Origin of the sequence: Microbispora sp. CA-135349, assembly GCF_050947365.1 — a bacterium.
In the GTDB taxonomy this organism is placed as follows: Bacteria; Actinomycetota; Actinomycetes; order Streptosporangiales; family Streptosporangiaceae; genus Microbispora.
This window is the reverse complement of the sequence record NZ_CP192001.1, coordinates 122,598-135,899: the sequence shown is the minus strand read 5'-3', so window position 1 is coordinate 135,899 and position 13,302 is coordinate 122,598. Positions and strand designations below refer to the sequence as shown.

Sequence of the window (13,302 nt, the reverse complement as noted above, 5' to 3'; positions counted from 1 at the left end):
GCCCGGTATGCGGCCCTCAGCCGTGCGGGCGTACGGGCAGCTCGGCCAGGCCTCTGTTGAGGTGGTTGCCGCGCCAGTCCAGCCGATCGAGCGGCACCGCGGGGGTGATGCGGGGGAAGCGGGTCAGGATCGCGTGCAGCGCCACGGTGAGCTCCAGCCGGGCCAGCGCGGACCCCAGGCAGAAGTGCGTGCCCAAACCGAACGTCAGGTGCCGCGCGGCCGAGGCGCGGCCGAGGTCGAGCGCGTCCGGATCGGCGTGCCGTACGGGGTCCCGGTTGGCCGCGGCGATCGACAGCAGGACCCGGCCGCCCGCGGGGATGACCGTGCCGCCGACGGGCACGTCCCGCGAGGCCGTCCGCATCGTGCCGAAGGGCCCCGGGGTCTGGAAGCGCAGCAGTTCCTCCACGGCCCGCGGCAGCGTGCCCGGGTCCGCCCGCAGAGCGGCGAGCGCCTCGGGGCGGGCGAGCAGCGCGGCCATCGACATGCCGATCATCTGGGCGGTGCTCTCGTAACCGGCGAGCAGCAGCGTCGCGCAGAGCGAGACCACCTCGTCCCGGCTGACAGGACCGCCGGGCTCCCACGCCGAGACGATGGCGGAGACCACGTCGTCACCATGATCACCGCCGGGGTCACCGCCGTGGTCGCCGCCGGAGCTCGCCCGCCGCCGCTTCACCCGCTCGTGGAAGTAGGCGTCGAGCCGGTCGAGGTTCGCCCTGGCCGTGGCCCGGTCGCGCACCGGCCGGGCGAAGACGGACTCGGCACACGCGTACAGCCACGGCCGGTCGGCCTGGGGAACACCGAGAAGCGCGCACATCGCCCGGAAGGAGAAGGCGTGCGCGAACCGCATGAGGTCGGCCGGGTCGTCCCGCGCGACGGCGTCGAGCAGCCCGGCGGCGGCCGCCTCGACGACCGGCCGGTACCGCTCGACGCGCACCGGTGTGAGCCACGGCGCGGCCAGGCGGCGCAGCCGGGTGTGGTGCGGCGGGTCGTGCCCCACCAGCGTGACGTCCAGCGCCCGGCGCGTCGGCGGGTAGGGGCCGGTCCGCCCGCCCCGCATCGACAGGCGGGGATCCAGGAACGCCTCCCGGACGTCCTCGTCACGGGTGACCAGCCACACCGGTCTGCCCGCGGGAGTCGTCACCCGGGCCACCGGGCAGCTCTCGCGGAACGGCGCGAGACGCGAGTAGGGATCTGCGGGGAATCCGGGGCCGAACGGCGTCGGCGGGACCGTCGTCACGTGTGCGCCTCCATCCGCTCCGCGTCGCGGAACCTCTCGCCGTGCGTCCCATGTCCGATTCCCTGTCGGGTCCCCTGTCCGGTCTCGGGGCCGGTTCGGTGTCCGGCCCCGGGGCCGCCGGACCGCCCTGTGGCGATGAGGGACGCCGCCGCGATCACGTGATCGGCGGCCGCGGCCGCGCCGTCGCCCCGGCACAGCGCGGCGCCCAGCCGCCGTGCGCGCTCGGGCAGCGGGCCGTCGAGGGCCGCCGCCAGCGCCGCGACGCCCGAGCCCGGCGAGTCTCCGCCGGAGAACCGGACCGCCACCCCGGCCCGTACGCACGCCTCCGCCAGCAGCGGCTGCTCCGACCCGGCGGGTGCGACGGCGAGTGGTGTGCCGTGGCGCAGCGCGGTCAGCACCGGGGACGTGGTGCCGTTCGTGAGCACCAGCGCGGCCCGCTCGACCAGCGGGCCCATCCAGGGGCGGCGGACCACGAGGACGTCCGCTCCGGCGGCGGGGCTCGGGTCACCGCTGCGTCCCTGCTCGACCACCGCCTGGAAGGGCCCCTCGGTGAACGCCTCGTTCAGCGCCGGCCACAGGCTTCGCCCGCCGAACTGCCGCCCCAGATGCACGTAGACGACCGGTTTTCCCACCCGGGCCAGATGGTGATCGATCCGGTCCACCTCGCCGGGATCCGCCGCCGGCTCCCACGAGCACGGCCCGGCGTGCCACACCCCCTCGGGCAGCGCGGCGCCGGGGTACTCCAGCGCGGGATGCCCGCGCAGCAGCAGGCCGGAGCCGATGAGCGGGCGGTCGGGCCGCCGGTCGCGGCGCGGCGGGAGGCCGATCCGCTCGCGCAGCTCCCGGTAGTGACGCAGCAGCTCCCGCAGCCGCCACTCGCGCAGCACCACACGCTGCGGCTCCCCCTCGCCCCCTGAGGCGTACGGCCAGAGATGGGCGGCGAAGCCGAGCACCACGACCGGCAGGCCGAGCGCCTCGCCCGCGAGCAACGCGCCGTGCCCGAGGACCGAGGTGACCAGCACGCCGGCCCGGAACTCGCGGGCGGCGTGCCGCACCGCCCGGAACTGCGCCTCGCCGCCGCGGGTCCAGCGGCCCACGGAGAAGCCGCCCGCCCCGTCGTACTCGGCCGCGTCCAGCGCCCCCAGCCCCGCGGCACGCGCCGTGGGCACGCCGCCGGCCCGGCCGAGGACGAGCACGCGGTGGCCCCGGCGGCGCAGTTCCCGCCCCACGGCCAGGGCCGGGTAGAGGTAGCCGGGGTCGCTGAACGAGCACAGCAGCACGTTCATGCCGGCGGCTCCAGGCCCAGGTGGGCGGAGAAGAAGGCGAGCACGTCGGCGAGCAGCGCCGCCTTGCGCGACGCCGCCCTGGCGCCGTGGCCCACGTCGCGTTCCAGCCGGTGGAGCACCGGCCCCGGCCCGGCCGAGGCGTGCTGGAGCATCGCGCACATCTTGCGCGAGTGGCACGGGTCCACCCTCGTGTCGCCGTCCGCCACCGCGAACAGCACGGGCGGATACCGCACCCCCGGCCGCACCGCGTGGTAGGGCGAGTAGGCGAGCAGGGCACGGAACTCGTCGGGGTCCCGTACGCTGCCGTACTCGGCCCGCCAGCTCGGCCCCATGCCGAGGCGCTCGTAGGCGAGCATGTCCAGCAGCGGCGCGACGCAGACGACGGCGGCGTACTTCTCCGGGTGCTGGGTGAGCGCGGCGCCGGCCAGCAGCCCGCCGTTCGACTCGCCCATGACGCCCAGCAGGCCGGGGCTGGTCCAGCCCCGCGCGAACAGGTGGTCGGCGGCGGCGTCGAAGTCGTCGAAGACCCGCTGCTTGCGCACTCTCGTCCCCGCCTGGTGCCACTCCTCACCCTCCTCGCCGCCCCCGCGCAGGCAGGCGACGGCGAAGACGCCGCCCGAGCGCACCCAGGCCAGGGCGTGCGGCATGTATCCGGGGGACATCGGCACGCCGAATCCGCCGTACCCGGTGAGGATCGCCGGGCGCGGCCGGCCGGGCTCCCCGTGCGGCGACGTGGCGGGGGACAGGACGAACATGCGGACCGGCGTCCCGTCGTGGGAGGTGAAGGTCACATGACTCGTGGTCACGGCGGGGCGCGGCACGGACGGGTCCGGCCACTCCGCCTCGGTGGCGCCCGTACGGGCGTCGTAGCGGAGCACGACCGGCGGGGTGGTGTGGTCGCAGTAGGTGAACCACGCCTCGTGGCCCGCCTCGGCCCGCACCGAGAACGGGCCGGCCTCCCCGTTCCCCGGCAGGGGCACGCTCCCCAGTTCGCGGCCGTCCGCGAGATCGTGCACGGTGATCTCGGACACCGCGTGCCGGGTCCAGCGCACCAGGGCGAGCGGGCGCGGCAGTTCCGGGCCGGTCAGCGGCACGAAGTCCGCGAGCACGGCGTCCGGCCGCCCGGCGACGAGGGTCCGCCACGTCGCGGGGCCGGGATCGGCGGCGGTCGTCACGACGACGCGTCCCCGCGGCGCCTCGTGACCGGTGTGCAGCCACAGCGGGTCGTCCGGCCCGGTCGCGGGGGCGATCCGCAGGGCGCCGCGGGCGGGCGTGCCCACCTGTACGGGCCGCAGCGCGGGGCGCTCGGGCGGGCCGCCGGACAGGTCCGCGAGCCACACCTCGGTGGCCGGATCGGTGCCGACCGTCGCGGTCACGGTCAGCCAGCGGCCGTCCGGGGTGGCGGCGACGGTGTAGAAGGAGGTCTTCCCCCTGCCGTCGCCGAAGACCACGACGTCCTCGGCGGAATCCGACCCGACGCGGTGGAGGTACACGCGGCGGTGGTACCGCTCCTCGCCGGGGTTCAGCTCCGGCGGCAGCCGCCGTACGTAGTAGAACGCCCGGCCGCCGGGCAGCCAGGCGACCGGCGACCGGCGCACCCGGTCGGTCGGCCCGTCCACCACCGCTCCGGTGGCCACGTCGAGCACGCGAAGGAGCGACTCCTCGGTGCCGCCGGTGGACAGCTGGTAGGCGACGAGGTCGCCCTCGACCGAGGGGTGCCACGCCTCCAGGACGGTGCGGCCGCCCGGGTCGATGGCCGCCGGGCTGACCAGCGCGCGGACCGCACCGGCCTCCGACACCCACAGTGTGGGCTGCTCCTCGCCCGGCTCCCTTCTGAGGAAGAAGACCCGGCGCCCGCGCGGGCGGGGCGGGGACGACAGCGGCACTCCGCTGAGGCGGACGAGTTCCGCGTGCCAGGCCGGGAGGTGACGCCAGCCGTCCCGCTCGCGGCGGAACAACGCCTCCTGGGCCGCGATCCACGCGAGGGTCCGCTCGTCGCCGGGGTCCTCCAGCACGCGATAGGGATCGGCGACGCGCGTGCCGTGGAACTCCTCGGCCGCGTCCGAGCGCGGCGCGTCCGGATAACGGGCCGCGGTGCCCGCCGTCTCACGGCCCCCGGCCTCGTGTCCCGCACGGCCGGTCGCGTACGTGCCCGGGAGGGCCGGCTGGGTCACGTGCCGGGCCGGGCTCGGCGGTGGTCCCTGGCTCACGCCGCGCCGGACCCGAGCCGGCCGGTCGCGCTGAGGTAGTCGAGCAGGGCCGCGTCCACGCTGTCGTGGAACCGCGCCAGCTCGGACAGGTCGTCGTCGTACCGGTAGGACTCCTCGCAGGAGATCCACCTGCCCGCGGTCCTGTCGGGCGGCAGGTAGCCGTCCCGGACCGTGCCGACCCGCCATTCCGGCTTCCCTGCGGTCTCCCAGCAACTCGACAGCGTGCCGTCCGCGTTCACCACCGCGCCGTATCTGCCGTCGCGGTACGAGCACGCCTGGCAGGGGGTGTGCGCGCGGGGGCGGGGCACCGTGAAGCCGAGGTCCAGCGCACGGCGCTGCCAGCGGATGAAGCGGGCCGCCATGTCGTCGGAGAAGGCCAGGTCGTTGCCGTAGCCCACCCCCACGTCGCCGACGCGGGCGAAGTAGAGGGAGCAGCGGGAGGGGTCGAGGTCCCGGCCGAGCCGCTCGACCAGCGCGTCGATCCCCTCATGGTTGTGGTGGGAGACGTTGACGCGGATGCCGCACCTGATCGGCGTGGCCGCCGTCATCGCGGCCATGGCGGCGACGACGTCGTCGAAGGTGCCGCCACCCGTCCGCCGCACGCGGATGCGGTCGTGGTCGGGCCGGTCGCCGTCGAACGTCACCTGCACGTCCCGCAGGCCGAGATCGGCCAGCCGCCGGGCGAGCGGGACGGTCATCAGCGTCCCGTTGGAGGTCATGCTCGCCCAGCGCAGCCCGAGACCGCCGGCCCGTTCCAGCAGTTCCACGCACGCGCGGGGGTTCAGCAGCGGCTCGCCGCCGAAGAGCATGAGCACCAGGCCGTCCAGGCCCGCCTCCGCCTGACGACTGCGGGTGAATTCGAGGATCGCACCGATGGTGCCGGACGTGAGCCGTGAGGAGGCGATCCTCGGCGGCCGGCTCCCGCCGGTGGCGTCCTGCTCGGTGTTCTGGAAGCAGTAGGCGCAGCCGAGGTTGCAGTTGGTGCTGGTCAGCACCGTCAGCGAGTAGCTGCGGTAGGCGGGCGGGGCGAACAGCCCCCGCTCACGCAGGGCGCGTTCGGCCTGGGGGCGCAGTTCGCGCTCCGGCGTGAGGTGATTCGGCTTCAGACGGGCTATTCCTCCGGGGCCCAGAAACCACCAGCCGCGCTCCCCGCCGATCACGCGCGGCCGCGCCTCGGGTCCCCGGTGCTGACCTTTGTTCATCGGATCTCCGCGTCAAAACGAGGGCAGGGCCGGAAGTTCCCGGTCTCCACCCGGTGGCCGGGGGAGACCGGGAACCGCGAGGTGTCTCAGGAAAGAGACTTCTCCTGGTGCACACCGCACCAGGGGGTCTCCTCGCCCTCGTCGTCCTCGGAGTGGGCGACGACCTCGGGGGCCTCGGCGTCCTCGGGCTCGGGCAGGTTCTCGTTCTCTTCGGTCATGGCGACGCTCCTCGTGGTGTCGTGGCCAGTGCGATGCCAAACGCTAGGAGCGGCCAGTTCAGGGTCAGTATGGCGACGGCATGGCGTCGCCATACTGACCCTGAACCCTCCGTTCCTACCGTTGGCGGCGTACCACAGAGGCCGGCAGGTCCCGCACGACCAGGAGGTGGCCGATGAACAGTCCCGAGGTGCAGAGCGGGCCGGCGCGGTTCGACCCGCTGACGGCCCTGCGTGAGGCGGGCCATCCGGTGGACCTGCTCAACGAGCGGCAGCGGCAGGTGTTCGCCGAGCTGAGCAGGCCGGAGGTCGAGCTGCTCAACTCGATCAAGACCCGTCTGGACGCGGCGGCCGGCGAGGTCGAGGGGCAGGAGCTCAAGCTCGTTTGACGTCCTCCCCTCGTTGACGAGGGGATTCAACCGTCGCCGGTTGGGCTTCCTGCTTCACTGCCGGTCGCCTCGTCCGAGAGGACTCTCGTTGAGGTCTCACACCAGCTCCACAGGCGTTTTACCTCTCCGCCAGCCCGGCGGCGATCATCACACACCCAGCGAAGGATCGTACGTGTGTTCGCACAGCTGGTGATCCTCGGAGGATCCTGATGGGCGCAGGGGCGGCCCGCCCTGCGCGCCGGAACGTGGTCGTCGTCTTCATCGACCTGGTCGGTTCGACGGAGCTCGCAGAACGGCTCGATCCCGAGCTCCTGCGGGACGTCCTCGACCGGTACTACCAGGCGTGCACCTCCGGCATCAGCGAGCACGGCGGCGTGGTGGAGAAGTACATCGGGGATGCGATCATGGCGGCCTTCGGCATCCCCGCCGGCCGCGAGGACGACGCGCTCCGGGCGGTCCGCGCCGCGCACACCGCGCTGCTGCGCGTGCGGGAGCTGAGCGAGGGCCTGGCCCCCACGCACGGCATCCGGCTCGACGTGCACTGCGGCGTCAGCGCCGGGGAGGCGGTGGTCATCGCGACTCCGGGAGCGGACCTGCGGGTCATCGGCGACACCGTCAACACGGCCGCCCGCCTGCAGTCGGCCGCGGGCGTCGGCGAGATCCTCGTCGGCGACGAGGTCGCCCGCATGGTCCGCACCCAGGCGCGGCTGGAACCCGTGCCGTCGCTCACGCTGAAGGGCAAGAGCAACCCCGTCCGGGCCTGGCGGGTGACCTCGCTGGAGCCGGACCCCGCCCACGACGACGGCCAGATCCCGCTCGTCGGCCGCGCGGCGGAGTTCGGACGGCTCCGCGCGGCGTACCGCGAGACGGTGCGGGACCGCCGGTGCCGCATGGTGACCGTGCTCGGCGTGCCGGGCATCGGCAAGTCCCGGCTCGTGCGCGACTTCGTCCAGGAGCTGCCCGCCGAGGTCACCGTGCTCACCGGCCGGTGCCGTTCGTACGGCACCGGGATCACCTACAGCCCCATCGTGGAGATGGTCGAGTCTCTCGGCGACGACTCGCCGGACGTCCTGCCGGCGCTGGAGGCGGCGAGCGGCGCCACCCTGCGCGGCCTGGTGACCGCCGACGCCTCGCGGGCGCCGCGGGACGGGGAGAACGCGGGTGTCGAGGAGATCTCGCGCGCGGTGCGCGCGCTGTTCGAGGGGCTGGCCCGGCGCGGGCCCCTGGTAGCGGTGTGGGAGGACCTGCACTGGGCCGAACCGACCCTGCTCGACCTGATCGACGACCTCGCGACGTGGCTCGTCGACGTGCCCGTCCTGGTCGTACGGGTGGCCCGGCCCGAGTTGCTGGAGGTGCGGCCCGCCTGGGCGGACGACGCGGACCGCGCCGTCGCGTTCGAGCTGGGGGCGCTCGACGCCGCGCAGATGGAACGGCTGGTCGCCGAGCTGGCCGCCAACCGGCTGCCGGAGGCCGAGGTGGTCACCCACGACATGGCCGCCGGCCCGGCCCTGTGCCGGCGGGTCGCGGAGAGCTCTGACGGCAACCCGCTGTTCGCCGAACTGCTGCTGGAGACGCTGGCCGAGGGGGGAGAGGACGCCCCGCTGCCGCCCACCATCCAGGCGTTGCTCGGCGCCCGCCTGGACCGGCTCGACGAGGGGGAGCGCGACGTGCTCGAACGCGCCGCGACGATCGGCCACGTCTTCACGCGCGACCAGCTCGGCGTCCTGTGTGCGGCCGAGCCGCAGGCCCGGCTCGACGTCGACGAGCTGCTCGGGCGACTGATCCGCACGCGCATGATCCGGCGGGGGGAGGCGCAGGGGTCGTTCCGCTTCGCGCAGACGCTGACCCGGGACACGGTCTACGCCATGACCCGCAAGGACCTGCGGGCCACCTGGCACCTGGCCCTCGCCGACCGGATCTTCGGCCGGGCCGCCTCGTCCCCCTCCGCCTCGTCCCCTTCCACCTCGTCCCTCTCCACGGAGGAGTGCTCGCACGGCGACCTCGCCCACCATCTGGAGACCGCCTGCCTGCTCAAACGCGAGGTGCGGCCGGACGACCCGCTGCTGCCTTCGCTCACCGAGCGGGCCGCCCGCGCCCTCGTCGGCGAGGGCACGCAGGCGCTGCACCGCAAGGACCTGCCCGCCGCCATCGCCCTGCTGGAGCGGGGACGCGACCTGCTGCCGGCCGGGCACGCCGATCACCGGTCGCTGGCCGTGCGCATCTGTGACGCCGGGCTGGCCCACGGCGAGGCCGACCGGCCGTACGCCGCACTGGACGTGGCCGAGCGGATGCTGCCGGACGACCGGCGGGGCCGGCTCACCTGCGCCATCCAGCGGGAGACGCTCGCGGTGCGTTTCGGCACCCGCCCCGCCTCGGCCGAGCCGTTCCGGGACCTGCTGGCCGCCGACCCCGGCGACGACCTCGGCTGGTGCCGTTTCCATCATCTGGAGGCGCTGGTACGCATCGGCGAGGGCCGGTTCGGGGCGGCCGAGGCGGCACTGCGCGACGCTCTCACCCGGGCCCGCTCCCTCGGTGACACGTATGAGGAGAACCGCCTCCTCAGCGGGCTCTGCGAGCTGGCGCAGTGGTCCCCCACGCCGCTGGCCGAGGGGCTGAGCCTGTGCGCCGGGCTGTCTGCCAGGTTCGGCGCCGACCGGGCGATGCTCGCGCCCGTCCTGGTCACCGAGGCGCGGCTGCTGGCGCTGGCCGGCCACGTCGCCCGCGCCAGAGCCGTCCTCGACACCGCCGACCGGCACGCCGGCGACCTTCACCTCGGCCTCGCGGCGACCGCGGTGCTCCAGGTGCGCGGGCTGGTGGAATCCCTCGTCGACCGGCACGACGCGGCGGAGACGTTGTTCCGCCGGGCGGCGGCGGACCTCCGCCGGGTGGGGCAGTCCGAGCCGGCCAGGACGCTGGAGCTCTACGCGGCGCGCGAGCTGCTCCGGCAGGGGCATCACTCCGAGGCCGCGCGGGAGCTCGACCGGCTGCGGGCCGAGGACGGACGGCTGCAGGCCCGCGGCGAGCTGATCCTCGCCGCGCTGGGCGCCCGGCTCGCGTCCCTCGACGGCGACCACGGCACGGCGGATGCCCTCGCCGCCCACGCGGAGGAGTTGCTCACCCGCACCGACGACCCCTGCCTGCGGGGGGACGTGCTGGCCGACCTCGCCCAGGTGCACCGCGCGGCCGGGCGTACCGGCCCGGCGGCGCGGGCCGCGGCCCGCGCGCTGCACGGCTACGCGGCCAAGGGAGCGGAGCTGCCCGCCCGGCGGGTACGCCAGTGGATCGAGGAGGAGAAGTGACCGTGACGCAGCCCCCCTGGCGCCGGGAGCGGCGTGAGCAGTTTCCCGGCGTGCCGGCCTGGAGTCTGGCGACCTCCCGGCTGGCCCCGGAGGAGTTCGGCGTGATCCGCCTGGAGGAGGTCACCAGGCAGTGGGCATGGGGTGCTGACAGCGCGGGTGACCGCGCGGGGGGTGACAGCGCGGGCGCCCACGGAGCGGGCGTGCGCGTCTGCGTGCTCGACACCGGCGTGGACGCCCGTCATCCGCGGGTCCGCGGGCTGGAGCGTTCGCTGGTGGTCGCCGAGGATCTGACGGTCGTCGACTGCGACCCGGCCGACCCCGCGGGACACGGGACCGCCTGCGCCGGGGTGATCCGCTCGATCGCCCCGGCCGTCTCGCTGACCTCGGTGCGCGTGCTGACCGACGGGCGCTCCGGCAGCGGCGCCGCCCTCCTGGCCGGTCTGCGCTGGGCCGTCGACGAGGGGTTCGACCTCGTCAACCTCAGCCTGTCCACCACCAGGAGCGAGTTCCTGCCCGCGCTGCACGATCTGACCGACCGCGCCTACTTCCGGCGCTGCCTGCTGGTGGCCTCGGCCCACAACATGCCGGTCCTCAGCTTCCCCTGGACGTTCTCCTCGGTCATCTCGGTCGCCAGCCACGACGAACCCGATCCGATGACCTATTACTACAATCCCGCGCCGCCGGCCGAGTTCCTCGCACGCGGCGTCCGGGTTCCGGTGGCCTGGCCCGGCGGCAGGGAGATCCGAAGCACCGGGAACAGTTTCGCCACGCCGCACATCACCGGGATCTGCGCGCTCATCCTGAGCAGGCACCCGTGGCTGACCCCCTTCCAGCTCAAGTCCGTGCTCTACCTGACCGCCAGCAACGTCGTTGTATCCGAAGGAGACGCGCATGTCCGTGCATGAACGGCGCTCCGACAGCGAAATCACCGAGCGCAGGCTCCTGCAGTCCACCGTCGAGGTCGCCCGGCACGTCTTCGCCTCGGCCGCGGCGTCGGTCTTCCTGGTGGACCAGGAGACCGGCGAGCTGGTCTTCGAGGCGGTGTCGGGCGAGGGAGAGCAGCACCTCGTCGGGACGCGCTTCCCGCCGAGCACGGGCATCGCGGGCTGGGTCGCGGCCAGCGGCCAGCCGATGATCGCCGACGAGGTGGCCGCGGTGCCGCAGTTCGCCCACGACGCCGCCGAGTCCACGGGGTACGTCCCCCGCAGCATCATGGCGGCGCCGGTCATCCGGCAGGAGAGCTGCATCGGTGTGCTCGAGGTGCTCGACAGATCCGCCAGCTGGCGTGGGGACCTCGCCGACGTCGACCTCCTCGCGCTGCTCGCCACGCAGGCCGCGTACGGCCTGGAGCTCCTGCTGCGGCTGCGGCGGGCCGAGGCGGCGCTTCCCGCCGCCGCCGGCGGCGACGACGTCCACGTGCTGCTGCAGCGCATCTCCGACCGGGTGCCGCGAGGCGGTGGGGCCGCCGATCCGACCGCGCTGAAGCTTCTCGCCGTGGCCGAGGAACTGCTGTGAGTGCACCGCTGTGAGTGTTCCTGGGCCGGCGGCGTCGCCGTGCGGGTCCCGGCTCGCTCAATCGGATCCATACCGCCGCTGAAGCGAATCCGAACTCCCGGAATTTAACGTGCAACCGACCCACCCCGACGGCGATTTGGAGCCCTGCCATGGCGAGGAGTCCCCGCGACGCCGGCAGCACGCTGACCGAGATGCTGGAGGGGCTGACCGCCCCGATGAGCGAGGACGAAGGGGCGCTGGTACGCGGCTGGCTGAGCCGGCCGGACGGGACCGCGAACCGTGCGCTCACCGTGGGCGGGGAACGGGCGGCCACGGCCTTCACCCGCCCGCGTGACGACGACCCCCGCGCGGTGCGCACGGTGGGAGTCATCGGCGGGGGCACCGCCGGCTACCTCACCGCGCTCGCCCTGCGGGCGAAGCGGCCCTGGCTGGAGGTCACCCTGGTCGAGTCGTCCACGGTGCCGATCATCGGTGTGGGCGAGGCCACGGTTCCGCTGATGGTGACCTTCCTCCACCACTACCTCGGCATCGACCCGGTGGAGCTCTATCGCGAGGTCCGGCCGACGTGGAAGCTGGGCATCAAGTTCGAGTGGGGTCCCAATCCCGGCGGCTTCATGGCGCCCTTCGACTGGGCCGCCAACTCCGTCGGCGTGCTCGGTTCCCTGGCCGAGCAGGGGGACATCAACGCCTTCACTCTGCAGTCGCTGTTCATGAGAGCGGACCGCACGCCGGTGTTCGGGCCGGACGACGCGCCGATCTCGCTCATGAAGTATCTGGCGTTCGCCTACCACCTCGACAACGAGCGGTTCGTGCGGTTCCTCACGTCGCTGGCCCGGGCCCGGGGGGTCGGGCACGTCGACGCCAAGATCGCCGAAGTCGTGCCGGGCGGGCCCGAGTGGGTCGACCACCTGCTCACCACCGACGGCCGCCGTCTGTCCTTCGACTTCTACGTCGACTGCTCCGGCTTCCGCTCGCTGCTGCTCGGCAAGGCCATGGAGACGCCCTTCCACAGCTACGCCGACAGCCTGTTCACCGACTCGGCGGTGACCGGCAACACCGAGCACGGTGGGCATCTCAAGCCGTACACGACCGCGACCACGATGGACGCGGGCTGGTGCTGGACCATTCCCACCAGGGAGAGCGACCACCACGGCTACGTCTACTCCTCGGCCGCGATGAGCGACGAGGACGCCGCCGCCGAGTTGGCCCGCCGGTTCCCGGGGATCACCCCGCCCCGGCAGGTGCGGTTCAGGGTCGGACGGCACGACCTCGCGTGGCGGGGCAACACGATGGCGATCGGCAACTCCTACGGCTTCGTCGAGCCCCTGGAGTCCAGCGGGCTGCTGATGATCACGCAGGGCATTCTGGCGCTGGTGACCTCACTGCCGGCCTCGTGGTCGGATCCGGTGGGCCGGGACGTGGTGAACGCCGTCCTCGGCAAGAAATGGGACGAGATCAGGTGGTTCCTATCGGTCCACTACCGTTTCAACACCCGGCTCGACACGCCCTTCTGGCGGGAGGCGCGTAGCCGTACGGACGTGTCGGGCCTGCGGCCGCTGCTCGACGTGTACGCCGCGGGCGCGCCGCTGCGCATGCGCGACACGCTGACGCGCAGATACCTGGAGCTCACCGCCCCGACGTTCTACGGACTGGAGGGCATCGACTGCGTCCTGCTCGGGCAGGGGGTGCCCACCCGGCTGCTGCCCTCCTCCGAGCCCATCGAGCGGTGGCGGGCGCGCAAGGCGGCGGCCGACGTGCTCGTGGCGCGGTCGCTGCCGCAGCGGGAGGCGCTGGCGTTGTTCGACGCCGAGCCGCGGCTCCACGAGGAGCTGCTGAAGGACCGGGACAGCTGGCTGACGCGGTCGGCCGCCACGCTCTGATCCCTCCCCCTGGCGTGCCTTGCCCGAGTCTGGGACCGCCGCGGAGATTGCACACCTGGTCCGCGGCGG

Annotated in this window: 10 protein-coding genes; 5 read left to right on the top strand and 5 right to left on the bottom strand. The window is 74.0% G+C overall.

From position 1 onward, the window contains the following. Positions 1-16 precede the first annotated feature (16 nt). The 5 genes from ACQPZZ_RS00600 to ACQPZZ_RS00580 form a co-directional block, all read right to left on the bottom strand. On the bottom strand, positions 17-1,237 hold the full coding sequence (locus tag ACQPZZ_RS00600) for a cytochrome P450 (RefSeq protein WP_432927920.1): 1,221 nt from the start codon (positions 1,235-1,237) through the stop codon (positions 17-19). Continuing rightward, positions 1,234-2,523 (bottom strand): glycosyltransferase, encoded by a 1,290-nt coding sequence (locus tag ACQPZZ_RS00595; protein WP_432927918.1) that lies wholly within the window; start codon positions 2,521-2,523, stop codon positions 1,234-1,236. Before ACQPZZ_RS00595 ends, ACQPZZ_RS00600 begins: the two co-directional genes overlap by 4 nt. Continuing rightward, positions 2,520-4,733, bottom strand: a complete 2,214-nt coding sequence (locus ACQPZZ_RS00590; RefSeq protein ID WP_432927916.1) for a prolyl oligopeptidase family serine peptidase — start codon at positions 4,731-4,733, stop codon at positions 2,520-2,522. The genes ACQPZZ_RS00595 and ACQPZZ_RS00590 overlap by 4 nt, the downstream gene beginning before the upstream one ends. Continuing rightward, positions 4,730-5,935 (bottom strand): radical SAM protein, encoded by a 1,206-nt coding sequence (locus tag ACQPZZ_RS00585; protein WP_432927914.1) that lies wholly within the window; start codon positions 5,933-5,935, stop codon positions 4,730-4,732. The genes ACQPZZ_RS00590 and ACQPZZ_RS00585 overlap by 4 nt, the downstream gene beginning before the upstream one ends. Positions 5,936-6,021: 86 nt before the next feature. After that, positions 6,022-6,153, bottom strand: coding sequence for a hypothetical protein (locus ACQPZZ_RS00580; RefSeq protein ID WP_363635771.1), 132 nt, complete (start codon positions 6,151-6,153; stop codon positions 6,022-6,024). Between the two features lie 173 nt (positions 6,154-6,326). Here ACQPZZ_RS00580 and ACQPZZ_RS00575 point away from each other — a divergent pair, with 173 nt between their 5' ends. From ACQPZZ_RS00575 to ACQPZZ_RS00555, 5 genes are all read left to right on the top strand, one after another. Beyond that, on the top strand, positions 6,327-6,539 hold the full coding sequence (locus ACQPZZ_RS00575; protein WP_363635773.1) for an aroma-sacti cluster domain-containing protein: 213 nt from the start codon (positions 6,327-6,329) through the stop codon (positions 6,537-6,539). 209 nt (positions 6,540-6,748) lie between these two features. Further along, the gene (locus ACQPZZ_RS00570) at positions 6,749-9,838 is read left to right on the top strand and encodes an AAA family ATPase (protein ID WP_432927911.1); all 3,090 of its coding nucleotides are present in this window, start codon (positions 6,749-6,751) and stop codon (positions 9,836-9,838) included. 2 nt (positions 9,839-9,840) lie between these two features. Further along, positions 9,841-10,743: a S8 family peptidase gene (locus ACQPZZ_RS00565; protein ID WP_432927909.1), complete on the top strand. Its 903-nt coding sequence runs from the start codon at positions 9,841-9,843 to the stop codon at positions 10,741-10,743. After that, positions 10,730-11,353, top strand: coding sequence for a GAF domain-containing protein (locus ACQPZZ_RS00560; protein ID WP_432927907.1), 624 nt, complete (start codon positions 10,730-10,732; stop codon positions 11,351-11,353). The genes ACQPZZ_RS00565 and ACQPZZ_RS00560 overlap by 14 nt, the downstream gene beginning before the upstream one ends. 149 nt (positions 11,354-11,502) lie before the next feature. After that, entirely contained in the window at positions 11,503-13,233 is a 1,731-nt protein-coding gene (locus ACQPZZ_RS00555; RefSeq protein WP_432927905.1) for a tryptophan halogenase family protein, read from the top strand. Positions 13,234-13,302 lie beyond the last annotated feature (69 nt).